This window comes from Asticcacaulis biprosthecium C19 (assembly GCF_000204015.1).
GTDB classification, from domain to species: Bacteria; Pseudomonadota; Alphaproteobacteria; order Caulobacterales; family Caulobacteraceae; genus Asticcacaulis; species Asticcacaulis biprosthecius.
Genome location: NZ_GL883081.1, coordinates 57,444 through 80,445 on the forward strand (window position 1 = coordinate 57,444; position 23,002 = coordinate 80,445).

Annotated in this window: 31 protein-coding genes; 13 read left to right on the forward strand and 18 right to left on the reverse strand. The window is 61.2% G+C overall.

What is annotated here, in order from left to right; translation table 11 throughout:
- Positions 1-55 precede the first annotated feature (55 nt).
- Both ABI_RS22270 and ABI_RS22275 read left to right on the forward strand, forming a co-directional pair.
- A complete protein-coding gene (locus ABI_RS22270) occupies positions 56-373 on the forward strand; it encodes a rhodanese-like domain-containing protein (protein ID WP_040309983.1) in 318 nt (105 codons plus the stop codon).
- Positions 374-375: 2 nt separating this feature from the next.
- A complete protein-coding gene (locus ABI_RS22275) occupies positions 376-1,539 on the forward strand; it encodes a glycoside hydrolase family 5 protein (RefSeq protein WP_006275336.1) in 1,164 nt (387 codons plus the stop codon).
- 241 nt (positions 1,540-1,780) lie between these two features.
- Here the strand turns inward: ABI_RS22275 and ABI_RS22280 are convergent, their stop codons facing one another.
- The 6 genes from ABI_RS22280 to ABI_RS22305 form a co-directional block, all read right to left on the reverse strand.
- Positions 1,781-2,164 (reverse strand): DUF7668 domain-containing protein, encoded by a 384-nt coding sequence (locus ABI_RS22280; protein ID WP_040309984.1) that lies wholly within the window; start codon positions 2,162-2,164, stop codon positions 1,781-1,783.
- A 78-nt stretch (positions 2,165-2,242) separates the two neighbouring features.
- Positions 2,243-3,373 carry an ABC transporter permease gene (locus tag ABI_RS22285; protein ID WP_006275337.1) on the reverse strand — a complete coding sequence of 377 codons (1,131 nt, stop codon included), beginning with the start codon at positions 3,371-3,373 and terminating at the stop codon, positions 2,243-2,245.
- A 1-nt stretch (position 3,374) separates the two neighbouring features.
- Positions 3,375-4,313, reverse strand: coding sequence for an ABC transporter ATP-binding protein (locus ABI_RS22290; protein WP_006275338.1), 939 nt, complete (start codon positions 4,311-4,313; stop codon positions 3,375-3,377).
- Positions 4,314-4,626: 313 nt separating this feature from the next.
- Positions 4,627-5,556 carry an HlyD family secretion protein gene (locus tag ABI_RS22295; RefSeq protein WP_040309985.1) on the reverse strand — a complete coding sequence of 310 codons (930 nt, stop codon included), beginning with the start codon at positions 5,554-5,556 and terminating at the stop codon, positions 4,627-4,629.
- Positions 5,549-6,181 (reverse strand): TetR/AcrR family transcriptional regulator, encoded by a 633-nt coding sequence (locus ABI_RS22300; protein ID WP_006275340.1) that lies wholly within the window; start codon positions 6,179-6,181, stop codon positions 5,549-5,551. The genes ABI_RS22295 and ABI_RS22300 overlap by 8 nt, the downstream gene beginning before the upstream one ends.
- A gap of 118 nt (positions 6,182-6,299) precedes the next feature.
- Entirely contained in the window at positions 6,300-7,496 is a 1,197-nt protein-coding gene (locus ABI_RS22305; RefSeq protein WP_006275341.1) for an acyltransferase family protein, read from the reverse strand.
- A gap of 224 nt (positions 7,497-7,720) precedes the next feature.
- On the opposite strand from ABI_RS22305, the gene ABI_RS22310 reads away from it, so the two are divergent.
- Both ABI_RS22310 and ABI_RS22315 read left to right on the forward strand, forming a co-directional pair.
- Positions 7,721-8,470, forward strand: a complete 750-nt coding sequence (locus tag ABI_RS22310) for a hypothetical protein (RefSeq protein WP_006275343.1) — start codon at positions 7,721-7,723, stop codon at positions 8,468-8,470.
- 13 nt (positions 8,471-8,483) lie between these two features.
- Positions 8,484-9,164, forward strand: coding sequence for a hypothetical protein (locus tag ABI_RS22315; RefSeq protein WP_006275344.1), 681 nt, complete (start codon positions 8,484-8,486; stop codon positions 9,162-9,164).
- A gap of 53 nt (positions 9,165-9,217) precedes the next feature.
- Here the strand turns inward: ABI_RS22315 and ABI_RS22320 are convergent, their stop codons facing one another.
- Entirely contained in the window at positions 9,218-9,583 is a 366-nt protein-coding gene (locus tag ABI_RS22320) for a hypothetical protein (protein ID WP_040309987.1), read from the reverse strand.
- A 168-nt stretch (positions 9,584-9,751) separates the two neighbouring features.
- Between ABI_RS22320 and ABI_RS22325 the strand changes: the two genes are divergently transcribed.
- The 6 genes from ABI_RS22325 to ABI_RS22350 all read left to right on the forward strand — a co-directional run bounded on the left by ABI_RS22325 (position 9,752) and on the right by ABI_RS22350 (position 13,564).
- Positions 9,752-10,156, forward strand: a complete 405-nt coding sequence (locus ABI_RS22325) for a hypothetical protein (protein WP_040309988.1) — start codon at positions 9,752-9,754, stop codon at positions 10,154-10,156.
- A gap of 12 nt (positions 10,157-10,168) precedes the next feature.
- Positions 10,169-10,558, forward strand: a complete 390-nt coding sequence (locus tag ABI_RS22330; RefSeq protein WP_006275347.1) for a hypothetical protein — start codon at positions 10,169-10,171, stop codon at positions 10,556-10,558.
- Positions 10,555-10,758, forward strand: a complete 204-nt coding sequence (locus ABI_RS22335) for a helix-turn-helix transcriptional regulator (protein ID WP_006275348.1) — start codon at positions 10,555-10,557, stop codon at positions 10,756-10,758. The genes ABI_RS22330 and ABI_RS22335 overlap by 4 nt, the downstream gene beginning before the upstream one ends.
- A 25-nt stretch (positions 10,759-10,783) precedes the next feature.
- The gene (locus ABI_RS22340) at positions 10,784-10,978 is read left to right on the forward strand and encodes a hypothetical protein (RefSeq protein ID WP_006275349.1); all 195 of its coding nucleotides are present in this window, start codon (positions 10,784-10,786) and stop codon (positions 10,976-10,978) included.
- Between the two features lie 11 nt (positions 10,979-10,989).
- Positions 10,990-11,922, forward strand: a complete 933-nt coding sequence (locus ABI_RS22345) for an alpha/beta fold hydrolase (RefSeq protein ID WP_006275350.1) — start codon at positions 10,990-10,992, stop codon at positions 11,920-11,922.
- 154 nt (positions 11,923-12,076) lie between these two features.
- The gene (locus tag ABI_RS22350) at positions 12,077-13,564 is read left to right on the forward strand and encodes a catalase (RefSeq protein ID WP_083811616.1); all 1,488 of its coding nucleotides are present in this window, start codon (positions 12,077-12,079) and stop codon (positions 13,562-13,564) included.
- 6 nt (positions 13,565-13,570) lie between these two features.
- Here the strand turns inward: ABI_RS22350 and ABI_RS22355 are convergent, their stop codons facing one another.
- Positions 13,571-14,008 (reverse strand): GNAT family N-acetyltransferase, encoded by a 438-nt coding sequence (locus ABI_RS22355; protein WP_006275352.1) that lies wholly within the window; start codon positions 14,006-14,008, stop codon positions 13,571-13,573.
- 153 nt (positions 14,009-14,161) lie between these two features.
- Between ABI_RS22355 and ABI_RS22360 the strand changes: the two genes are divergently transcribed.
- Positions 14,162-14,695, forward strand: a complete 534-nt coding sequence (locus ABI_RS22360) for a hypothetical protein (RefSeq protein ID WP_006275353.1) — start codon at positions 14,162-14,164, stop codon at positions 14,693-14,695.
- A 1-nt stretch (position 14,696) separates the two neighbouring features.
- Here the strand turns inward: ABI_RS22360 and ABI_RS22365 are convergent, their stop codons facing one another.
- The 7 genes from ABI_RS22365 to ABI_RS22395 form a co-directional block, all read right to left on the reverse strand.
- Positions 14,697-14,987, reverse strand: coding sequence for a hypothetical protein (locus tag ABI_RS22365; RefSeq protein ID WP_006275354.1), 291 nt, complete (start codon positions 14,985-14,987; stop codon positions 14,697-14,699).
- Positions 14,984-15,475, reverse strand: coding sequence for a hypothetical protein (locus ABI_RS22370; protein WP_157139081.1), 492 nt, complete (start codon positions 15,473-15,475; stop codon positions 14,984-14,986). The genes ABI_RS22365 and ABI_RS22370 overlap by 4 nt, the downstream gene beginning before the upstream one ends.
- Positions 15,475-15,723 (reverse strand): hypothetical protein, encoded by a 249-nt coding sequence (locus tag ABI_RS22375; protein ID WP_040309989.1) that lies wholly within the window; start codon positions 15,721-15,723, stop codon positions 15,475-15,477. The genes ABI_RS22370 and ABI_RS22375 overlap by 1 nt, the downstream gene beginning before the upstream one ends.
- A gap of 123 nt (positions 15,724-15,846) precedes the next feature.
- Positions 15,847-16,323, reverse strand: coding sequence for a hypothetical protein (locus ABI_RS22380; protein WP_006275357.1), 477 nt, complete (start codon positions 16,321-16,323; stop codon positions 15,847-15,849).
- A 76-nt stretch (positions 16,324-16,399) separates the two neighbouring features.
- Positions 16,400-17,209, reverse strand: a complete 810-nt coding sequence (locus tag ABI_RS22385) for a TspO-related membrane protein (protein WP_006275358.1) — start codon at positions 17,207-17,209, stop codon at positions 16,400-16,402.
- Positions 17,210-17,355: 146 nt separating this feature from the next.
- Positions 17,356-17,589, reverse strand: coding sequence for an alkylphosphonate utilization protein (locus ABI_RS22390; protein WP_006275359.1), 234 nt, complete (start codon positions 17,587-17,589; stop codon positions 17,356-17,358).
- Positions 17,590-17,626: 37 nt separating this feature from the next.
- Positions 17,627-18,082: a hypothetical protein gene (locus ABI_RS22395; RefSeq protein ID WP_245531427.1), complete on the reverse strand. Its 456-nt coding sequence runs from the start codon at positions 18,080-18,082 to the stop codon at positions 17,627-17,629.
- Between the two features lie 289 nt (positions 18,083-18,371).
- Between ABI_RS22395 and ABI_RS24045 the strand changes: the two genes are divergently transcribed.
- A complete protein-coding gene (locus tag ABI_RS24045) occupies positions 18,372-20,153 on the forward strand; it encodes a lectin-like domain-containing protein (protein WP_006275361.1) in 1,782 nt (593 codons plus the stop codon).
- Positions 20,154-20,157: 4 nt separating this feature from the next.
- Here the strand turns inward: ABI_RS24045 and ABI_RS22405 are convergent, their stop codons facing one another.
- Genes ABI_RS22405 through ABI_RS22415 form a run of 3 tightly spaced genes read right to left on the reverse strand, consistent with a single transcriptional unit; the run spans position 20,158 to position 22,455 of the window.
- Positions 20,158-21,180, reverse strand: a complete 1,023-nt coding sequence (locus tag ABI_RS22405; protein ID WP_006275362.1) for a hypothetical protein — start codon at positions 21,178-21,180, stop codon at positions 20,158-20,160.
- Positions 21,177-21,782 carry a VanW family protein gene (locus ABI_RS22410; RefSeq protein WP_006275363.1) on the reverse strand — a complete coding sequence of 202 codons (606 nt, stop codon included), beginning with the start codon at positions 21,780-21,782 and terminating at the stop codon, positions 21,177-21,179. Before ABI_RS22410 ends, ABI_RS22405 begins: the two co-directional genes overlap by 4 nt.
- Positions 21,783-21,792: 10 nt before the next feature.
- Positions 21,793-22,455 carry a YiiX/YebB-like N1pC/P60 family cysteine hydrolase gene (locus tag ABI_RS22415; RefSeq protein WP_006275364.1) on the reverse strand — a complete coding sequence of 221 codons (663 nt, stop codon included), beginning with the start codon at positions 22,453-22,455 and terminating at the stop codon, positions 21,793-21,795.
- A gap of 53 nt (positions 22,456-22,508) precedes the next feature.
- Between ABI_RS22415 and ABI_RS22420 the strand changes: the two genes are divergently transcribed.
- A complete protein-coding gene (locus tag ABI_RS22420; protein ID WP_006275365.1) occupies positions 22,509-22,961 on the forward strand; it encodes a GNAT family N-acetyltransferase in 453 nt (150 codons plus the stop codon).
- The last annotated feature ends 41 nt before the right edge of the window (positions 22,962-23,002 follow it).

The following is a 23,002-nucleotide window of genomic DNA, read 5'->3' on the forward strand; positions in this document are numbered from 1 at the left end:
CTTTGCAGGCCGGCATCACCAATTTGCAAACGGTCTCGCAGGAAAAGGAGACACCATGGTCCAGGTTTACGACATGCCACCCGAAGAGCTGGCGCAACATCTCGAAGCCGGTGACGTCCTGCTGATCGATGTCCGAGAGGACAACGAATTCGCCGACGCCCGCATCGACGGCGCGGTCCTGGCACCGCTGTCGACCTTCGATCCCCTGGCCTTGCCGGACGCGAAGGGCAAGCGCGTGGTACTGCAATGCGCCGGCGGTGTCCGCTCGGTCCGCGCCCTGGAGGCCTGTCAGGCCGCCGGGCTCGACATCACCGACCATCTGGCGGGCGGCATCAAGGCCTGGCATGCGGCCGGGCTTCCCATTGTGCGCTGAGCATGAAACGCCTGCTCGCCACCGTTGCCGCTCTGCTGTGCCTGGCCGCCCCGGCTAAGGCGGGCGACATCATCTTCTGGGATAAGCCGCAGTACGGTGGCAACAGCTTCAATGGCAAGGCGCCCGACGAAGCCTATTTCCGTGCACTGAAGGCCACCGGCGCCACCTGGGTGCGCCTGACCTGGAGCAAGTGGAAGGGCGAAGGCCAGGACTTCCTGATTGGTGACGCCGATGTCTATACCGGCATTCCGGCGTCCGATCTGGCAACCCTGATCAAGACGCTGGATGCTGCCAACGCCGCCGGAATCAAGGTCGTGCTGGTGCCGCTGTCGCTGCCGGGCGATCGCTGGAACCAGCAGAACGGCGGCCAACAGGACGAACGACTGTGGAACGATCGCGCCTACTGGAATCAATCAGCGGCCTTCTGGCGTGACCTTGCCACCGCGGTAAAGGACCATCCGGCGCTGGCGGGCTACAACCTGCTCAACGAACCGACGCCCGAAAAAGGCCAGGGCATGGCGGAGGATGCCGACGCGGCCACGCGGGTGGCCTGGTATGACAAGCACAAGGGCACGACGCGCGATCTGCCTGCGCTTTACGAACACATCATCAAGGCCATCCGAGACGTCGATCCGAATACGCCGGTCATGGTCGACGGCGGCTGGTACGCCAATGCCGGCAGCTTCGCCTATTGGACGCCGCTGAAGGACGATAAGGTCCTGTACGCCTTTCATATGTACGAGCCGTGGAACCTGACCAGTTCCCCTCAAATCAAACGCGATCCGCAATCGCCCTATCCCGGCCCCGCCTGGCCCGGCGGCGAGACCTTCGACCGCAAGGCCATGGAAGCCTTCCTGGCCCAGCCGTTCGCTTGGGCCAAGGCCAACGGCGTGCCCGTCAACCGCATGGTGGCTGGGGAATATGGCTGCGTGCGGGTTTGGTCGGACTGCGGGGCATACCTCAACGACGTGCTGGATATCCTGAACGGCTATGGTTCACATTGGGCCTTTTACAGCTTCCGCGAGGATGTCTGGGAGGCGATGGACTACGAAATCCCGCCGGAGTTCCCGGCCGGCCGGTTCTATTACCTGATGGACGAAGGCATGGCGGCGAAGATCCCGCGCAATGGCCTGCTGATGACGGTGATCCGAGACAACATGAAGTAAGCGTAATCCCCAACGCCCTGCGAAGCGGAATATTTCTCAAAGTGGGTCCACAGATTACACAGATTTCACAGATTAAGATTAGAAAAAAATCTGTGTAATCTGTGTAATCTGTGGACCCACTTCAATAATTGCCGCTGCGCTGCAGGTTCAGACCTACGGCAGACTCCGAACATATAGCATCGTATCCTGCGGATGCGATTATGTTGGAGCAATTGGCTGGCGCTAAGATGTCGACGGCTGGCTAAGGAACATGCACTGACCAAACTTGGAATCGGTAGTCTTCTGCTTCCTGAAACACTTTCACGAACAGGGCCAAGTCGCATACGCCCTCCGACTTAGTGCAAAGATCAACGAGTACTTCCCAGTGTTCGCCCATCCATAAATAGACGGCACTTTTCCAGGTTTCATCCAACAAGCTGGTTAGTTCGTCGCCGTACGATGCAATCTGATGCGCGATAAGCCCCGCAAGGTCATCGTCAACTGGACTGGCGTTAGATGGCCTTGAGGAAAGTGTGTAATCACCCTTGGCGAGCTGATCGGCAATCTCTGCCAAGACGGGACGCCATAATTCTGGAACTGGCTGTTCATCCTCATTTTTAGAGGGTAGATTCTCCGCGTATACCATGCTTTCCGCCTTCGGGTCCAAAACACAAGCCTAAGGTAGCTCAAGAGACGTGCCGCTTCAAACCGATGAGAATTTGCTTTAATCCAGGGTCGACCGATATCGCTTCATCGCCACCGCCGTCGCTACGGCGATAAACACCAGCAGCGGCCAGATGTTCGGCCACATGGCGGCGAAGTCCGAGCCCTTGAGCATTACTGACCGTACGATCCGCAGGAAATGGGTCAGCGGGAAGATCTGGCCGATCGCCTGTGCCCATTCGGGCATGCCGCGGAACGGGAACATGAAGCCCGACAACAACAAGGACGGCAGGAAAAAGAAAAACGTCATCTGCATGGCCTGCATTTGCGTACGGGCAATCGTCGAAAACGTAAACCCGACCGCCAGGTTGGCGATGATGAACAAGGCCACCCCCAGGGCCAGCAGCCAGAATGACCCGATGAAAGGCACGCCGAAAATGTAGGCTGAGGCTAGAAGCACGATCGCCGTCTGGACCAGGCCGACGCCGATATAGGGCACGATCTTGCCGACCATGACCTCCCACGGTCGCGCCGGCATGGCCAGCAGGTTTTCCATATTGCCGCGCTCGGTTTCCCGCGTCATGGCGATCGAGGTGATCATGATCATGGTCATGGTCAAAATCACCCCGAGCAGGCCGGGTACGATATTGTACTGAGAGATGCCCTCCGGATTGTACATGCGGTGGACGATGATATCGACGGGCGGCGGCGCCTGGGACAGGCCGGCCCACTCGCCTTTCAGGTCCTGACGCAAGGCAGAATTGACGATCTGCTGGATCATACCGACGGCATTAGAGGCCGCCGATGGATCCGAAGCGTCGGCCTCGATCAGCACCTGCGGCTTGTCACCACGCAGCAGGTCGCGCGTGAACCCTGCCGGCACGGTGATGACGAAGGCGACCTTGCCCGACTGCAGCGCATCCGTTCCCTCTTTCGCGCTGCTCACCTGCCCCTCGATATCGAAATAGGTCGAGTTCTGAAGCCCGGCCGCCAGCGATCGAACCACAGCGGACTCGTCCTCCAGATACAACAGGGTCGGCAGATGCCGCGGGTCGGAATTGATGGCGAAGCCGAACAGGGTCAGTTGCACCACCGGCACCATGATCATCATGCCAAACGTCATGCGGTCGCGCCGCATCTGGATGAATTCCTTGATCAGTATAGCCAGGATGCGGTTCAGCGCAGCGAACATGTCAAGCTACCGCCGTGTTGTCGACGGACTGACCCATCAGGTGGATAAAAACGTCCTCCAGGCTGGGCCGCGCCTGATGCCAGATGATGCCAACCACCTGTTCGCCCTTGATCAAGGCCGTCAGCGCATCCAGATTACCGCCCGACACATGCAGCGCATTGCCGAAATAGGCGACATGGTCGGCGCCAGTTTTATTGCGCAGGCGTTCCATCAGTTCGCGTACGCCCGTGCCCTCAGCCACAAAGGTGTAAAGCCCGCTCTGGTCGATAATGTCCTCGACGCGGCCCTGGGCCATCAGCTTGCCGTAGGCGATATAGACGATCTGGTCGCAGCGTTCGGCCTCGTCCATATAGTGGGTCGAGACCAGCACGGTCAGCCCCTGGGCCGACAGCCGGTGGATCTGGTCCCAGAAGTCGCGCCGCGCCTGCGGGTCCACACCCGCGGTCGGCTCGTCCAGCATCAGCATCTTCGGACTGTGCAAGGTACAGGCAGCCAGGGCCAGACGCTGTTTCCAGCCCCCCGACAAGGTGCCGGCCAGTTGTTTTTGGCGCGTCGTCAGGCCCAGTTGTTCCAGTGTGTCATCAACGACCTGCTTTTTGTTGGCAATGTCGTAGAGATTGGCGACGAACTCCAGGTTCTCGCGAATGGTCAGGTCCTCCCAATAGGAGAACTTCTGCGTCATATATCCAACCTGGCGCTTGATCTCGCGGCTGTGCTTGAGGATGTCGTAGCCGAGGCAGGTTCCCTGCCCCGCATCGGGCCGTAGCAATCCGCACAGCATGCGGATGGTGGTGGTCTTGCCCGACCCGTTGGGGCCGAGAAAGCCCCAGACCTGACCGCGCGGCATGGCGATATCGACGCTGTCGACGGCCTTTCGCTTGCCAAACGTCTTGGTCAGGCCGCGGACGTCGATAGCGAGGTTGTCTCCAGCCTTGGTCATGCGTACCTCCCGCCATCTGGATGTGCGAGAAAGGGTGCAAAGCGACGCAAGTGGTCTCTAGAGAAAGGTCTATACTCCCCCGCTATGCGGGGGAGGTGGATCGGTTGCGACAGCAACTGAGACGGAGGGGGGATTTGGCCCGCCGGTGTTTCCTCTATCCCCCCCGATATCTTGCCGACAATTGCGCCAAGAACTCCCCCCTCCGACTGCGCGCTGACGCGCGCCGCCACCTCCCCCGTATAACGGGGGAGTATAAGACGTGAAGAACGCCAAGCTCCACGAATAGAGACGCGCTGGAGATCGAACAACTTCCTCACAGCCGCACATCCACCGGCTGGCCGGCATGCAAGGCGTCGGGTTTTTCCGGTACCGCCTCGATCAGGAACATCAGCTTCTGGCGCTCCTTGACGCTGTAAATCACCGGCGGTGTGAACTCGGCATTGGCCGCGATAAAGCGCACGCGGGCAGTTTGAATCGCGCAGCCATCGCACGACACCTTCACCACAGTACCGATCTTGAACTTCGTCAGTTCCGATTGCGGCACATAGAACCGGACGAACTCGCGTCCCTTTGGCCGCACCGTGAGCACCGCGGCGCCGGCGGCGACGAACTCACCCGGCTCGCGCAGCCGCTCGTCGACCTGACCGGACAACCGCGCCCGGACTGACCGTTCATCTACCGTCCACTGCGCATTGGCGACATCGGCCGAAGCGGCCGCCGCCTGTGCCGAAGCCGCCCGTTGCTGGTCCTGGCGCGCCGATTGCCGGCGTTCGGCAATCAAACGATCGATATTGGTCACCGCTGCCCGCGCCGACCGAGTTTGCGTCCGCAGGGCATCCATCTGGGCCGCTGAGACGAACCCCTTGGTCTCAAGCTGGGCATATCGCGTCTCGTTAGCGGTCGCCAGATCCAACGCCGCCTGGGCCTGAACCCGCTGGGCCAGCAGCGGCGCGATATCGGCATCGCGCGCCCCCTTGCTGAGGTCATCAGCCTGGGCGGCAGCCGCCTCGGCGCGGCTCTGCGCCCCGGACAGGCTGTTGCCGGCCTGGGTCGGGTCCAGCGTAAACAGCACCTGGCCGTCCGTAATTTCGGCGCCGCGATCGACCTCAACCGTCGCCAGCCAACCCGACTGCGGCGCGGCGACGCTGACCGATTGCGCCTCGACATAGCCGCTGTAGGTGTCGGCCGGTTTGCCGGAACAACCGCACACCGTCAGTAAGGCCACCAAAGCGAACCTACGCATGGTTCAATCCCCTGAGAAACAGTTGCACATGGGCTTTCAGATAGGGCTCGGGAGCAAACGGAACCTCTTCAGCCGCAGCAAACACCAATTGCCACATGACCGATTTCAGGATCGGCGCGATAAACAGGTGCGCCGCCATTTCACCGGTGGTCCCGGAGATTTCGCCACGCGCCAGCGCGCGGTCGAACAGGGTCGTCAGCCCCTCCAGCATCTTGCCCACAACCTCGCGGCGATAGAAGGCGGCCAAGGCGGGGAAACGCTGGGCTTCAGCGATCAGAAGCTTGGGGTAAACGGGTAATTTGCCGCTGGCTATCGCCGCCCCTACCATCTCGACGATGCGCATCAGAGCCGGCTCCAGCGGCCCGTCATAGCCCTTCAAGAAAACGCTGGCCAAGGCCACTCTGGGCGCGATGTCGCGCATGATCAACGCTTCGAACAGGGCCTGCTTGGTGGGATAGTAGAGATAGACCGTGCCCTTGCTGACACGGGCCTGGCGGGCGACATCCTCCATGCGCGCGCCTTCGAAGCCATGCTCGGAAAACTCGGCTAAGGCGGCATCGAGAATATCGGCCTGGCGCACTTCCGGCGCGGCACGGCGCGATCGCAAGGGTGTGGGCTCGACCATACTCGCTCCATTCCGTACTGACCGGTCAGTACTAACTTACGCCTGAAGAAGACGGGAGTCAATTAGGCTTACCCTCCCCCGGCCTCGCCGGCAGGCAAAGCGGGGGAGGATAAATGAATCAGATTTTGAGGAACCAGCGTTTGATGTAGAACGGCACCAGGAACAGACCGCAGATCACCAGCGCCCCGAAGGCATACAGGAACGACATCAGATACGGATCCCCGACCTGGGCCAAGATCCAGGTCGTCGCCGCACCCGTCCCACCGGTCATGCCCAGCGCAATCGACAGAAGCCAGGCAAAGACATAGACCAGGATGGCATTGGTGCCGAACAGCTTGATCGGCACCGCCCAGCGCTTGAAGCCCAGCCGGTCCATAACGACCATCAACACCGCCAGGACGGTGAAGGCGAAACCACAGGACAAAAGCACAAAACTCGGCGTCCACAGCTTTTTGATGATCGGAACGTACGAGTCCAGCACCAGGGCCAGCAGCATCAGCAGCACGCCGATGATCGCCACCCCGCCCCAGGCGTTACGCGGCGTCCTGGTGTTGATGTACAGCCCCATCAGAATGCCGAACAGGATGTTGGACGTCGCCGGCACGGACGACAGCAGACCTTCCGGGTCGTAGGTCTTGGCGCCACTCCACACGTGATTGACGCCCAGAACCTGCATATCGACCCAGGCCGGCCAGGAATGGATGGCATCCCATTGGTTGGCCCCTGCCCCATCCGGTACGGGGACATATTTCAGCAGCAGGGTATAGGCCACCAGGAATCCTACGCCCCACAAGGCCAGCGCACGGCTATGGAGGATCAGGCCGCCTTGCTGATTCTGATGCGAATGCAGCACCACCAGACCTGACGCGATGGCGTAGCAGATGCCAATACGTTGCAGAACGCCCGGCAGGCGCCAATGCTCGAAATCGAACTGCGGCAGCAGGTTCAGGAACAGGCCGATCCCGACCAGGATAGCCGCCCGGCGCAAACTGTGCACCAGCAGGGCCGCCTTGCCGCCCGCCTGACTGTTTAAGGTTTTTTGGCGCCGCCCCAGGGACAGGGTCATCGACAGGCCGACGCAGGTCATAAAGCCCGGAAACACCATGTCCGTCAGGGTGAAGCCATGCCATTCGGCATGATCCAGCGGCGTGTAGATATGGCTCCAGTCGCCGGCATTGTTGGCCAACAGCATGCCGATGATGAACAGGCCGCGCAGGATATCCAGCGCCTCAAAGCGCACCGACGCCGGTTTGGGTGGCGCGGGCTCCTCCTCCTTCGGCTTTTCACGTTTCTTGAAGGCAATCACTTCGGCCATGGCGGAATCTCCCTGAAGGGGAGACCCTAGCGGAAAACGGCGCCAGCGCAATCAGACCAATTTGGCGCCACGTCCCGACGGCTTTATAGTTCTCGCGGCGCACGAGTATTTCATAAAGAAAATAAAGATATTGCAAAGCCCTGACAATGTGGCAGATTGGCGGCGAAAGCGTCCGGCCCAAAACCCGCATGGCGCTCGCTAAAAATCCAAGGGGGATTTCCAAAATGAAGAGACTTCTGGCGTCTGTCGCCCTAATGACGCTTGTCACCGCGTGCGCCACACCTTACCGGCCCATTCCTTTTGACCGGGCTACGTCGGGTATCTCGACAATCCAGGTCGTCGAAGATGCCGTGCCGGCGAAATCGAACGTCCGCAAGTTGGCGACCAATGGCCAGAACATGGCCAGTGCGACCGGTGGGCTTGGCCTGGCGGGTCTGGTGGTCGGTCTCGCCGCCGCCGGTATCGAAGCCGGGATTGCCGACAATCAGAACAAGAAGATCAACGGTGCGCTGGAGTCTCAGAAGTTCGACGGCGAAGCCGTTTTCGATGCGGCGTTCGAGGCTGAACTGAAGGCGCAGAATTTTGACATCGCGGTCAACAAGACGGCGCGCGCCGAAAACCACGGCATGGTCGTCATTGCCCCGCAGCCTGACGCCGCCGCCGGTACTGCTGTGCTCGACATCAACGGCTATGCTTACGGTTACCAGCAGGTCGGTGGCACCAAGAACTGGCGTCCCTATGTCGTGGTCAAACTGATGATGTACGACGCCAAGGACCCCAAGAACGTCCTGCTCGACAACCAAGTCGAATATAACGCGGTGGCGCCGGTGCCGTTGACGGTCAATGTGCCGGTCGACGAGACCTATACATTCGAAAGTGCCGAAGCGATCGCGGCCGATCCGGTCAAGGCTACCGAAGGTCTCACAAAGGCCATCGAAGCCTCGGCCCGTGCAGCCGCCCAACTCCTGAAGTAGGACGGTTACCGGTATGAAGCTGCTCAGATACGCCCTGGGGTTCGCACCGTTTCTGCTTTTGCAGGCCTGTGCGACCACACCGCCACCCCCGCCGCCCATGGCCGTGACCGACCTGTCGGGCAAGACCTGCGCGACCGAGCCGTCGACAGCTAACGCCGTGTCCCTGACACCGGTGAAGAAGCAGGTCCTTCATACGGTCTCGACCCTGGTCGACGCCAATACGCCCTGCCTGACAGGGGCCGATGGCAGCCTGAGCAACTATGTCGTCTATGCCATTCCGGCGTCTGGTGAAAACCACACGGTCACCGTTGGTGGCGTGCAGGAAGCGATCCGGACCTTTGCGCCGACCGTCACGCTTCTGCAAAGCGACGGCAAGGTCACCCGCAGCTTTGGGGAGGACCGCTTTGCCCTCCTGGGCAATACCCTGGGTGTGCAGTTTCGCCCCCTGCCCGCGGAACGGTTTATTGTCGTGCAGTCCAATCCTGGACTGGTCGGCGAAAGCGTCGCCACCGTCGAGACGCGCATTACCACCACCTCGGGCTACGCCGCGCCGACAGCCTACAGCTACGGCTATAGCTACACACACGAGCGTGGCGCCGACGGCAAGCACGAGCGTACCTTCTCACACGAAGGCTATATCAACGTGACCGTCCAGGCGGCCACCGGCAAGGTCGGCCTGCCCAACGAAAAGTAGGCAGGCTCACACGCAACACCTGTTCAAGGCCGGCGGATCACCGCCGGCCTTTTTCAGTTTTCTGCGATCTTCCTGCCCTTGACCGTGACGTCGGACGTCGACTTGACATTGATCTTGCCGGCACCGTCGATGGTAATGTCTGTGCCCGACAGGACGATTTCACCCGACTTCTTCATCTGCAGCCGCGCCTTGCCGGTACCGAGCCATATCTCGTCGCCCGCCGTCAGGATCAGACGCTTGTTCGCCGTCACCGTGACGCTGTCGCCCGTCGCCACAGCCTGTTCCATCCGGGCCAGTCGGGCTTCCAGTGCCGCGATTCGCCCGGTATCGCCTGTATCGCCCTGCGCCACCCCCACAACCGCGGCCGTCAAAACTGCGCCCATCACCGCCCCGCCGGCCAACATCGTCCAGGTTTTCATAATCCGCTCCGAAAAAATTTTCAAAATACAGTGCAGATCCTACGCCTCAAGTCTCGCAAAACCAAGCCCGGCAACAAGTCAGGTTGACCTGACATTTTTCCCGATGTAAGGTTGACATGACATTCGGGAAAATGTAAAGTCGACCTTACATTCACCGGAGCCGACACCATGAACAAAGCCCCCCTTACTCGCTATTTGATCGGCATGTCCTTCTGGATGGCGCTGTACATATCCGCTATTGTTTTCAATGGCTTTTACTTTCGGGGTAGCTTAGGACCGGTGGAAGTACCACTGTCCTACGTCCTGGCGGTCCTCCCCAGCCTGCCAGTCGGTGGCATGATCTGGGTGATGCTGCGCCACATCGAAACAAGCGACGAATATGTCCGCGGCCAATTGGTCCGGCGTTACCTCATCGCCATGGGCCTGACGCTACTGCTGTGCTCAGCTTACACCTTTTTGGAAAACTATACCGGCGTGAAGATCTTCGAGCGCCTGTACGTCTTCGCCGTCTTCTGCGCCTGCCTGGCCGTTGTAACGCCGTTCACACTGGGCGCTACCCGCAATCCATCCTGATAGGAAACAATCATGAAAACCTCCTCGCCCAACACCCAATATGCCATCGGCATGTCGTTCTGGATGGCGCTGTATGTCGCCGCGCTGTTCGGCTCGATCTTTCTGATCAAGGGCCTTCAACCCACCGGTCCCCTGCTCTATGTCCTGGCCGTGGCGCCCGCCCTGCCCATCGGCGGCACCATCGTTGTCTTCCTGCGCTATATCGACGCCGTCGATGAATATGTCCGCGCCGTCACCACCCGCCGCTTCGTCATCGCCACGGGCCTGACCTTGTTCCTGTGCACGGCCTGGGGTTTCATGGAAGACAATGCCGGCGCCCCCGAATTTTCACTGTATCTGGTCTATGCCCTCTTCTGGGGTCTGTATGGCCTGACCTCGGTCTTCGTAAGGCAGGCGGCATGAAACAATATCTGCGTGAACTGCGCACGGAGATGGGCCTGACCCAGGCCGACCTCGCCGCAAAACTGGGGGTCTCGCGCCAGGCGGTCATCGCCCTCGAAACCGACAAGCACATCCCCTCGCTCGATCTGGCCTACAAGATTTCCGCTGTTTTCGACCGGCCGGTGGAAAGCATCTTCGAAAACCCTTACCGGCCGGCTTAACCCCCTCATCTTAAAGGAATACTCCATGTCCGATCGTCCCCTTGCGGAACGTGACCGCTACAACCTTGCCCGCCCGATCACGCCCGACTTCTCCCGACTACTGCGTTTCGCCGCCGGCCTCGCCTTCTTTGCCTTCCTGTTCCTGGAACCGGAGCATCGCCTGGCCAAGGCCCTGATCAACGCCGCCAATCAACTGCTCACATCCATCACCACGCTTTAAGGAAATCCCTCATGTCCGAATCTCCCACACGCAAAAAAGGCCTGTCGATGGGCGCCATGTTCGCCATCGGCGTCGGTATTTTCGTCGCTTGCGCTGTCGCCTGGTCGCAGTCCAGGGCTGAAACCATCCGCTTTCCCGATGAAGCCAATGCCCGCTTCAGCGTCACCGTCACCGGTGAAGGCCCCGATGTCATCCTGATCCCTGGCCTTGGCTCCCCGGCCGCGGTCTGGGACGGCACGGTCGCCAAGTTCAAGGACCAGTACCGCTTCCACGTCCTGAATCTGTCGGGCTTTGCGGGCGAACCTGCCGCCGCCAACGGCCAGGGCGACGTCCTGGCGCCCTCGGTTGAGGCCGTCGATGCCTATATCAAGGCCAATGACCTGAAACAGCCGGTCGTCGCCGGCCATTCCCTGGGCGGGCTGATGGCGCTGATGCTGGCCAAGTCGCACCCCGAGGACGCCAGCGAACTGGTCATCGTCGACGCCCTGCCCTTTATCGGTTTGATCTTCGATCCTAACGCCACGGCGCAAACCATCGCCCCGCAAGCCACTGCTATGCGTGACAGCCTCATCAACGCCCCGGCCGACGCCTTTGCCGCGCAGCAACGCGCCGGCGCCGGCCGCATGGTCACGACCCCGGCCCACCAGGAGACTGTCGTCGGCTGGTCGCTGGCCTCCGACCGCCGTGTCTTCGCCCAGGCCATGTATGAGGATCTCGTGCTGGACCTGCGCCCGGACCTGGCGAAGATCACGACGCCGACCACGGTGATCGTGCCAGTGGCCTCGCACTACGGCATGACCCAGGACGCCACCCTGGCCTTCTACAAGGGTGCCTATGCCGGCCAGCCGAATGTAACTTTCGTGGCGGTCGATAACAGCCTGCATTTCGTCATGCTGGACCAACCGGAAACCTTCGCAACGGCTCTGGAGGCTGCCCTGAAATAGGACTAGCCTCACCAGGCATGGAACGGCCGCCTGTTTCGCAACAGGCGGCCGCACTGCGTCATAATTTTAAGTTTCGAAAATTAAAACTATTATCGATTTTTCTTATTCCGGGCTTGGCCGTAACACTGGACCTGTCGCTTTCAGGAGATCCGCCATGTCCGAACCCAAATGCCCTTACCACATGACCACCTCGGCCGGCGCGCCGGTGGCCGACAATCAAAACGCCCTGTCGGCCGGACCGCGCGGCCCCCTGCTGATGCAGGACTATCAGCTGATCGAAAAGCTGGCCCACCAGAACCGCGAACGTATCCCGGAACGGGTGGTGCACGCCAAGGGCTGGGGCGCCTACGGCACCTTTACCGTCACCCACGACATCACGCCCTATACCCGCGCAGCGATCTTCTCCGAGGTCGGCAAGTCGACCCCGCTGCTGACCCGGTTCTCGACGGTCGCTGGTGAACTGGGCGCCGCCGATGCCGAGCGCGACGTCCGCGGCTTTTCGGTCAAGTTCTACACCGAGGAAGGCAACTGGGACCTAGTCGGCAACAACACGCCAGTCTTCTTCATCCGCGATCCGTACAAGTTCCCGGACTTCATCCATACGCAAAAGCGCCACCCGAAGACCCACCTGCGCTCGGCCACGGCCATGTGGGACTACTGGAGCCTCAGCCCGGAAGCCCTGCACCAGGTTACCATCCTGATGTCCGATCGCGGCATCCCGGTGTCGCCGATGCATATGGATGGCTTCGGATCTCACACCTTCAGCTTCATCAATGCTGAGCATGAGCGCTTCTGGGTCAAGTTCCACTTCAAGAGCCGCCAGGGCAAGGTCAACTATACCAACGCCCAGGCGGCCGAAGTCATCGGCAAGTCGCGCGAAACCTACCAGGAGGCCCTGTTCGAGGCAGTCGAGTCCGGCCGCTTCCCCAAGTGGGATCTGTACGTCCAGATCATGCCGGAACTGGAAGCCGAAACCACGTCGTACAACCCGTTCGACCTCACCAAGGTCTGGCCGCACGCCGACTATCCTCTGATCCCGGTGGGCGTGATGGAGTTGAACCGCAATGCCGACAACTACTTCGCCGAAATCGAGCAGGCCGCCTTCTCGCCGTCGAACATCGTGCCCGGGATCGGATTTTCACCGGACAAGGTGCTCCAGGCGCGGATCTTTGCCTATGCCGACGCCCATCGCTACCGCCTGGGGACGCACTATGAGGCCCTCCCCGTCAACGCGCCGAAATGTCCGGTGCGGCACTACCATGCCGACGGTCAGATGCGCTTCTTCGGCAGCCTGACGCCAACCGATGCCTATTACGAACCCAACAGCTTCGGCGGTCCGGCCCAAGCAGCGGAATATCGCGAGCCGCCACTGAAAATCTCCGGCGATGCCGACCGCTATGATCACCGTGACGGCAATGACGACTACAGCCAGGCGCGCGCCCTGTTCAACCTGTTCGACGACGGCCAAAAGCAGCGAACGTGCGAGACCATTGCCGGCTCGATGGGCGGCGTACCCGCCTTCATCATCGAACGCGCGCTCGGACATTTCGACCTGATCGATCCGGCCTTCGGCAAGGGTATCCGCCAGGCGCTGGGCCACGGCGGCGACCCGGCGGCCGACGCCGCGCGAAACACCGAGTGATACCGTTCAAAGGGTTGTCTGATACTGCACCAGCTCGGTCAGGTCGGCCACCTTGTCGTACAGTGCGCGTGCTCGTGCATTGTGGTCGTGGGTGACCCAGTACAGCCGACCCATACCGCGTGACCGGGCGTCTTCGGTCACGGCGGCAATCAGGGCCCGCGCCGCACCCCGGCCGCGGGCCTTATCGTCGACATAGAGGTCTTCGAGATAGCAGTAGCCGTCCTTCGCCCAGGTCGACCGGTGCAGGATATAGGTGGCAAACCCGACCATGGCGCCATCGACATGGGCCACCACCATGAACATCGACTCTTCGGGATCAAGGAAGCGCGCAAAGGTCAGGTCAGTGACGGCGTCGGGCAGGGGCTGGTTATAAAAGTCGAGATAGGCCTGCCACAGGGGCCGCCACGCTGCCTTGTCGTCTGCCGTCACCGCGCGAATGTCCATGGATCACCTCCAAACGCCGTCCTATCGTGTCGCGGTCAGGCCTGCAACAGCAGAAAGGCGGCGAGAACTTACGATTCAAAGCCTATATACCGGTCGTCCCTCCCCCATCGGGCGTCTCCCATTGGGCAAGGACGGGCGTGGAAAAACGAATTTATGAAATCTGTTGCTGCCGTGCTGACGGCGTCTTTCCTGCTGGTCGGGTGCGCGAACTCTGAACCGGACTGGGACCTTGCCGTCAAGCCGCTGTTCGTTTTCCAGACCTTGAAGGCCGCTCAGGGCTGGCAACAGGGCACCCCCGCCCTGGCCACCTGCACCCCTTCCCGCTCCGGCCATCAGCACATCTGTCAGTTGCGCGACAATCAGGTTGCCGGGGCGAAGACCGAGGCGACGGAAGCCCTGTTCGACGATGAGGGTCTGCGCGCCCTGCACGTGGCCTGGCCGCTGCAGGACTATGCCGCCGTTGCCGGCGAACTGACCGCGGCCTACGGGACGCCCTGCAGCCAGGCGACGACGAACGTGCGCGGCCCGCAGTACAGCACCCTGAGCAATGTCGTTACGATCTGGTGTTTCCGCGAAGGGGCGATGACCCTGGAAAAGTATGCCGGCAATCGCGATACTGTGCGCCTGACCTACAGCTCCGAGCGGGCCAGTCTGGTTCCATCGGAGAACCGGCTGCAGATCCTCTAGATCAGCGCGACGGCAGAAAGCTCCAGCGCAGCTTGCCGCTGGAGTGCGGCGGCTCCTTGGCGGCCATGGTGTTACTGCGGCCCAGCAAACCCGCACCGCTCATCGCCTGCAGGCTGAGGATCGACAGCAGTTTCGGAGAGCCGGCCGTCATCGCGCGGGCATCGATGTCGTAGAGGTGTTCGCCGACGCGGAAGGCGCCCGGCTTTCCCGGGTCCTTATGGACCTGCACGGGGGCTTCAAGGCCTTCGACCAGCACCCAGGCGCTCTCATAAAGGCGAAAATTCGTCGTCATATCGTGGTATCCGTCGTCAGAAGTTCGGCCGATCCGCCAACGGTAAAAACGGCCAGGATCGCCTGCTGAGCCGCTTCGAGTGCACCGGTGTGCGAGACATAGCCTCCCACCAAACGGCCGTTGCGGATCACCTCCCACATATCGTCACGCTGGCGCAATTCAAATCGCACAGGAACGTTTTCATTTTTCAGTCCGACCTCGCCCGAGGTCGGCCAAAGGTCATCCCAAAGGGCGACCAGGGAAGGTTTCTGAGACTCGACGAGTTTGGGTTCCTCCAGGCGAATGACTTCGCGCACGAACCGCGCGGCGTAAGCGGCGGTCGCCATATCGTCCTGCCGATCGCCCTCGAGATGCACCGGTTGACGGAAGGTGGCACTTAGCCGTTCGAGAAACCGGGGCTCGGTCTCCACCATATGGGCGATCAGAGCCTGCAAAATCTCTTCGTGCGCCAGGACGCGGCGCTCAAGGTCGGCATTGTCCGAGGTCATCAGGCGCTCCACGGAAAGTGCTCGCCGGGAAAAGGTGGCCCAACGGCGTCGGCGGCGAAAAAATCCCACGCCCCGCCCAGCCGCCGAATTCGGTCACTTTCCCAAGCTGCCGGGTCGCGCGCCTTGGCGAGGTGCTCGGCCATGCCTTCGTTTTCGCTGACCTCTTCCGCCGCGCGGTCGAGGCCGAGGCGCGCCTGTACCGCGCCGCGTGAAAACTTGAAGGCGTGCAAGGGGGCTCGTAGTGTCATGACAACCCCTTCCTGGGGTAAACCAGGGCTCCTGCAAGACAGGGCAGCCATGGCGCAGCGCACCACCGGCGCGTCAGTTCTATATGGTGGGTTGCGCCACCTGTTGTAAGAGCGAGGCGACCTTTATCTGATGGCCCGTTTGGTGAAATAACCGATGACCATGCCGACCAGCACGACGTGCGCAAAAATGGCGTTGATAAAGACAAGATCGATGTTGGGCGGATAGTGCGGGTTCTGCCCTACGGTCGCCAGCGACAGCGGCACGACGAGATAGGTCATGATGGCATAGACCATCGCGCCATAGACTGCGCCGAACGCCAGGCCGTGCCGCGCGACCACAGGCGCCAGCCGGGCAACGGCATAAAAGGCCAGCGCCATCACCACCGTCATGGCGAAGTGGGCCACCATCCCCAAGGAGAAGGTCGCCCAGCCGCCACGCGACGCCGCCTCCCCCAGCAACCCGCCGGCGATCGACTGGCCAATCCGCATCGCCGGCACATCCGCCTTCCAAGCCCAGAAAACGAAGGCATCGACGATATCCAGCGCGCCGGCGACAAGACCGCCCGCGATCACCGTCCGCAATCTGCCCTTGCCCGTCATGACAAGCCTCCCCGAAAGGTCTTTCTGGGTTCTTCGGAGAAAGGCTAACACGGTTTCCGGAAAACTGGAAACGTCTTCACCCGCGACGAAGATGCATCGGACCGCTTTCGTGATGGTGGGTGACGGCCCAGGCGCTGACCAACCCGATCAGGGCGATGCCGATCAGGCTGGTCGTCACCATGGCCGGTTCGTTGTCGCGGTAGATATTGGCCATCATGATCCAGAACAGGGCCCACACCAGGGCGCCGGCATAGACCAGGCTTTCGGTCATCCAGGTCATGACCCCGCCGAACAGGATCAGCCCGACCAGGAAGCCCAGCGACACCCCGACTTGCGACGGATCGAGCGCATAATAGCCCGACACCAGCACGGTGGTCACATTGACCGACAGAGCGGCTGTCAACCAGCCGGTGACCAGGGCCAGGGGCGCAAAGACCATGAACGCGTCCATCCGCGACAGGGTCATATCGTGGCGCAGCTTCAGCAAGCCGCTGACGCCCAGGATCAGGGCGAACAGTACGAGCGCGACACTGACCCAGTCGAAACCGGCTATCGGCACCCAGACCTGCCAAAGGGCATTGATCATGTAGATGCCAGCCATGTTCCACCCCACAGCGGCAAGCGCGCGATTGTGCTTCTGTTGCGGCAGCAGTTGCCAGATGGCGGCCACCAGGCTGAACAGGAAGATGGCGCCCCAGATCGAGAAGGCATAGCCAGATGGCACCAGCGGATGGCTGGCAACCGCCGAGCGCAGTTCGACGCTGATACCGGTGTTGAGAACCTCGGTCAGCCGGGCGCAGACGATCTGCGCGATGGCGGCCAGAAGAATGACGACGGCCTGAAATGTACGGCCGCGCGAACGCACGAGAACAAGATCTTTAGCCATGACATGTCCTTCCGGGGAGGAAAAGGAGATGCCCCCAAGCGCCGCAGCAGCAGCCAGCCGGTTAACCGTATGGCAAAGAAATCATAAAGATTCGATCGTCTTACGGCAATCTTCCCGCAGACGTGGCCGGCATACGCACTAGCTCGTCAGGCCTTCTTGACGAACTCTGTCCGCAGCACCAGCCCCTTGACCTTGTCGGCATTGCACTCGATCTCGGCCGGATCATTGGTCAGACGGATGTTACGGATCAAAGTACCGCGCTTCAGGGTAACACCGCCCGAGCCCTTGACCTTAAGATCCTTGATCAGCGTCACGCTGTCGCCATCGTGCAGCCGCGTGCCGTTGCTGTCTTTTACCAGAATGTCGTCGTCTTCGCTCATAGCAGCCCTCCGTATGAGGGCTGCCTACAGCGAGCGGTCAGTCGTGGCAATAGCCCTCGCCCGTCGTGACAACGATACAGTCCTTTTTGCCCGCCAGCCACTTCATGCCGGTATCGTCCCCATTGCCCTTACGCAGGGTGAAGGTCTGGCCGTCACGGGTAAACCGAATCCCATCGTCAATGCCTGTGCCGGCAAACTCGCGCGGCCCGTCCAGATTGACCACGATCACCTTATAGTCCGGGCCATTGGGCGTAACCGTCAGCGACGTGCCCTCAGGGCCGGTCCATTTGCCGGTGAAGCTGTCCAGCGTCGCGGCGGATTCGATCACCGACGCTTCGGCCGAGGTGATCGAGGTCGCTGCCGACTCAGCGATGACACTGGTCGTGGTCGTCGTGGTCGTGGTCGTGGTTTCGGTCTTGGGCGAGCAGGCCGCCAGGGCAAGAACGGAAGCGGCCGCCATGGCCATCGCGCCTGTGCATGTCATCCGGATCATGGTGATCTCTCCGTGAAAAAAGTGTCGGGCGAAACTAGGCGACTCCCTGCGCGAGGTCGATAAGGCTATCCCCTCTTTTTTGTCAGCGATCCGCAAGGGCAATCCAATGTTTTTTCAGAAATGATAATTCCCGATTGCCAGATAACAAGGTTTTGATCATATTCGTGAATATGACGTTTACCTTTGCTATCTCGGCCTTTGCTACGCCAGATAAGGCGTAATCGTCATTTGTCTAATAAATACAAAGATAAATGAGGTCTTTTCGAAGAAAAGGCCCCGGGGATGGAACATGCAATACGACAACTTCTCGGACCTGACGGGTCTCGACCTGTATAACGCCGCCACAACGGCCGAAACCGAAGAGGGAACGGTCCTTCGCCTGAACTCGACGGATGGCAACAACGTCGGCGCGGCTTTTTCCGAGGAGAAGGTATCGGCGGCAGCCTTCAGCAGCCACTTCGAATTCCGCATTACCGAGCCGGGGAACGGCGGAGCGGACGGCTTCACCTTCGTGCTGGCGGCGGGTGACACGGGCAATGGCTCGGCCGGTTACGGCGAAGGCCTGGGTTATGCCGGCCTGACCAACAGCGTCGCCATTGAGTTCGACACCTGGCAAAACGCCAACGAAAGCGCCAACCATATCGGTATCGATCAGGACGGCTCGGTGACATCGGTGGCCTCGTCGGACGTCGAGACGCCGATGGACAACGGCAATGTCTGGGACGTCTGGGTCGAATACAGCGGCGGCACCCTGTCGGTCTTCCTGTCGGACGACGGCATCAAGCCTGGCACGGCGCAACTGACCTACGCCATCGATCTGATTGCCGTGTTGAACACGAACCTGGTTTCGGTCGGCTTTACCGCCAGCACCGGAGGCTCCACCGAAATCCACGACATCTTGTCCTTCGGCTACACTTCACAATGGGCGCCGCTGATCGGCGACGATGACGGCAACCTGCTGGCCGGCGACAGTTCCGCTGACCTGATCAACGGCAATGGCGGTAATGACACTCTGACCGGTGCCGGTAACAATGATACGATCGACGGCGGTACGGGTTATGACGTCATGACCGGCGGCCTTGGCGACGACGTCTATTATGTCGACCACGTCTACGACCTCGTCAATGAGCTCCATTTTGAAGGCACCGACACACTCTACAGCTCGGTTACCTACTCTCTGTTCGGGCGGGCCGTCGAAAACGCCTATCTGACTGGCGCGGCCAATCTCAACATTACCGGCAATTCCCTCGCCAACGTCCTGACCGGCAATAGTGGCAATAACCGCATCGACGGCGCACAGGGCGCCGACACCATGAGCGGTGGCGCCGGTGACGACCTTTACACAGTCAATGCCGCTGGTGACGTCATCATCGAAGCCACCAACGAGGGCCTGGATATTGTTCACGCCTCCGTCAACTACACACTGAGCGACAATCTCGAGGACCTCACCCTACTGACGGCTGGTAATCTCAAAGGAACGGGCAATGCGGGCAACAATGTCTTGTACGGCAATCCGGGCAACAACAAGCTGGACGGCGCCGCCGGCAACGACGTTCTGGACGGCAGTGTCGGTCAGGACACCCTGATCGGCGGGCTGGGCAACGACACCTATTACATCCACGACACGGCGGCAAAGGTTACCGAAGTCAACGGCGAAGGCACGGACATTATCTACAGCGACGTCAGCTACAACCTGCATGGCCGCTATATCGAAACCCTGGAATTGACGGGCATCGACAACATCGATGCCACCGGCAACAGCGTCAACAACATCCTGATCGGCAATGCCAACAGCAATACGTTGAATGGCCTGGGCGGCAAGGACATCCTCACCGGCGGGCTGGGCGCGGACATCTTCCTGTTCCAGCTCGGCGCCGCCAAGGACACAATTACCGACTTCAGCGCCAGCGATAACGATATGATCAATATCAACGGCTTCACCGGCGGCGTCGCCAATACCGGTCTGGTCACTCAGGCAGGATTGAACGTGCTGATCACTCTCAACAGCGGCAACATCATCACCATCAACAATGCCACAACCGCAGACGTGCTGTCGCATATCGTATGGTAATGCCCTACGGCCGCTGGAACGTCTCCAGCGGCCGGAACTTTCCAGGCGCCAGCCCGCACGAGGCCTGAGCATAGACAGTGATGCCATGGGCCTGGGCCTCAACCAGACGCCGCGGCGCCGCCGTCATCGCCGCCGGATGCAGGATGGCGCCCAGATCGTCCATCCAGCCGGGACCAAACGCACGGCGCTCAATCGCCACGCCGTCCCAGAAACCGGCCCCCTCCAGATCGGCGCCAAAGACGATCAGCGGCTCTGGCAATCCCCGCGCCAACTCACGGACCTCCCGCGCGCCCTGACGGGTGATCGACGGGCCGATAAAGGCGACACGCCGGCCGTCGCGCCGCAGTTTTAGCTCCGGGTTGCGCCAGTCGAGCCACACCGCCCGCCCCTGGAAGCTTTCGGCAATATCGTGATGCGGTGTTATCACCTTGCGCGCCTGGGCCAGGGCGGCGCTCTCGGCCGCAAGCAGGCTGTCGGGGGCGCGAAAATCGCCGATGGTGGTACTGTCCGGATGCTGCGCCTGCATCTGGTCCAGCCGGCGGTGGATCTCAGCCAGCGGATAGCGCGTCATCAGGACATCAAAGCTCCGCCCACCCAGGACGCCGTCTCGCCACAGAAACGGCAACAGGGTCTGCGCCACCACCACATGCTGTGCGCGGTAATCGATCCGCTTCGCCATGGCCTGGGCAACAGCCTGGTCAGCCTTGAGATAGGCCGCCTGACGCACCGCACCGCGGGCCTTTGCCACCTGCTTCATGGCTGCATGACGCAGGACCGTCGCCCAGCCCGCAACGCCCTGCCCTCGCCCCCAGGCATAGCGCGCCGTGGCTGCGCCAAACACGCCCGGCCTCAGGATCTGGTCATCCTCGCGCGCCCGGTCCGTCAGATAAGCCTGGTGCTCGGGCCACATCTCGTCCAGCACCCAGGCCGTCGTCGCCAGGACCGGGGCCATATCACGACTGGCAAAACTGAGGTGACAGTCGACCTTGTTGCACGACGCGCAGCTTTCAGGCGAATGCAGGCTCATGTGGCACGCGCCAATACAACCTGCAGGTCACCTTCGGTCAAGACGACCCGCAGACGGACGGACTGAACGGCGCGAAAGCGCAGATCGACATAGTTCCAGAAGACCGTCGCATCCTCGTCCGGTCCGAACGGTGAGCCCGGCACCGCCGCCGTATGGCCATGGCGTTCGACGATTGCGCAGCCGGCGCGTTTGGCCGCCACATGCAGGCTGTTGCTCATCTGACAAAGCCCGCCGGCCACGGTCGGGATAAGACACCCCTGGCGCAGTTCACGGCCTTCGACAAAGCCGCGCGCCCGCGTCGGCGGCCCGATCTGGGCCCAGAAGCTGAACACCTGACCAGCCGGTATGACCAGACCGTTCAGAGACCGGGCTGCGATGCGCAGGTTCTCGACCTTCCCCAGCTGCAGGCCACGCTCGGCGACACTGTCGTCCGACCACAAGGGGGTCACCACCTCCGCCAGCGCCTCGCCGTGTCCTGGCGCAATCTTCCAGCGCCGTACGCCTGAGACCAGGTCAATGGCGACGCGGCGAAGCTTCAGCAGGGTCGACTTGATCGCGAACACTGCCATATCGGTTCGGCTGATCGTATGGTCGGCCTCCAAACGCCCCTCCTCAGAACGGGTAATTGCTGAATATCTGCCGGAATTGCCCGTCCTTGGCAATCGACACCGGCGTTACCAGATCCTGATCCAGGATGCGGGCATAGCAGGCTTCGAAATCCAGCCCCTTACAGTCTTCGTGGCGCTGCCAACGCTTTTCGATCAGGCCTTTGGCGAGGCCATTATCGGCATTCAGGTCGCGCACCTTCTGGACCCGGCCGATCGTCAGGCCCGCCTTGCCATAGGCGAGATAGGGCAGCTCGCTGCAGTAGATAGCCCGGTTCTCGAACGAAAAGAAGATATCGTAGGGCCGCCCATCCAGACCGTGTGCCGCTCTCAGGATCGTCCGCGCCTGATCGTTGCTCAACGGATGGCGATATATAGCGTAGCGCCCGCCTTGTCCGCGTTTGATCCAGCTTCGCAAGGGCACAGAACGCACCGTGCCACCGGCCTCGATGACGTACCAGCCATCCTTGCGGCGCTCGACAATGCCCATATGGGTAAAGGCGCTGCCGGTTGCCGCCAGTATGGCTGCCGACTGATGGCTGCCTGAGGTCTGGAAGATCAGGTCACCGTCCTGGTACGCCGGGGGCCTGCCCAGGGCGCGCACACCGGCATAGATGCCCAGCACGGTCAGCACCACCGCGATCCCGATCAGCCATGTCCTGCGCGTCATCTTGCCCCCCGGCTGGTTCCTGCCTAAACAAGCACAGTTTCGCAGGATTGACCATGCCCCTCGCCGTTCGCCGCATCGCCCATGCCACGCCCGACTATGACACCATGGTGGCTCTGCGCCGCGCCATACTGCGTACGCCGCTGGGGCTCGATTTTACCGCCGATCAACTGACGGCCGAGGCCGGTGACGTCCACCTGGCCGCCTTTGCCGGCGACGAACTGATCGGCACGGTGGTTTTGACCCCCTACAAGGAAGCGACCTTCAAACTGCGCCAAATGGCGGTGGCGGATTCGCATCGCGGTCGGGCCGTCGGAACGCAACTTCTGATGGCGGCCGAACACACGGCGCGCGGCGAAGGCGCCACGCGGATCCTTCTGGCGGCGCGTGTGACGGCTCGGGACTTCTATGCCCGTCACGGCTATGAGGTTGAAGGCGAGGCCTATATCGAGGTGACCCTCCCGCACGTCACCATGTCGAAGGTCTTGAAGAGCAGCGACGCCGCCTGACGACACGTTGGGTTGCTATCTGGCACATCGGCGCTATGTTA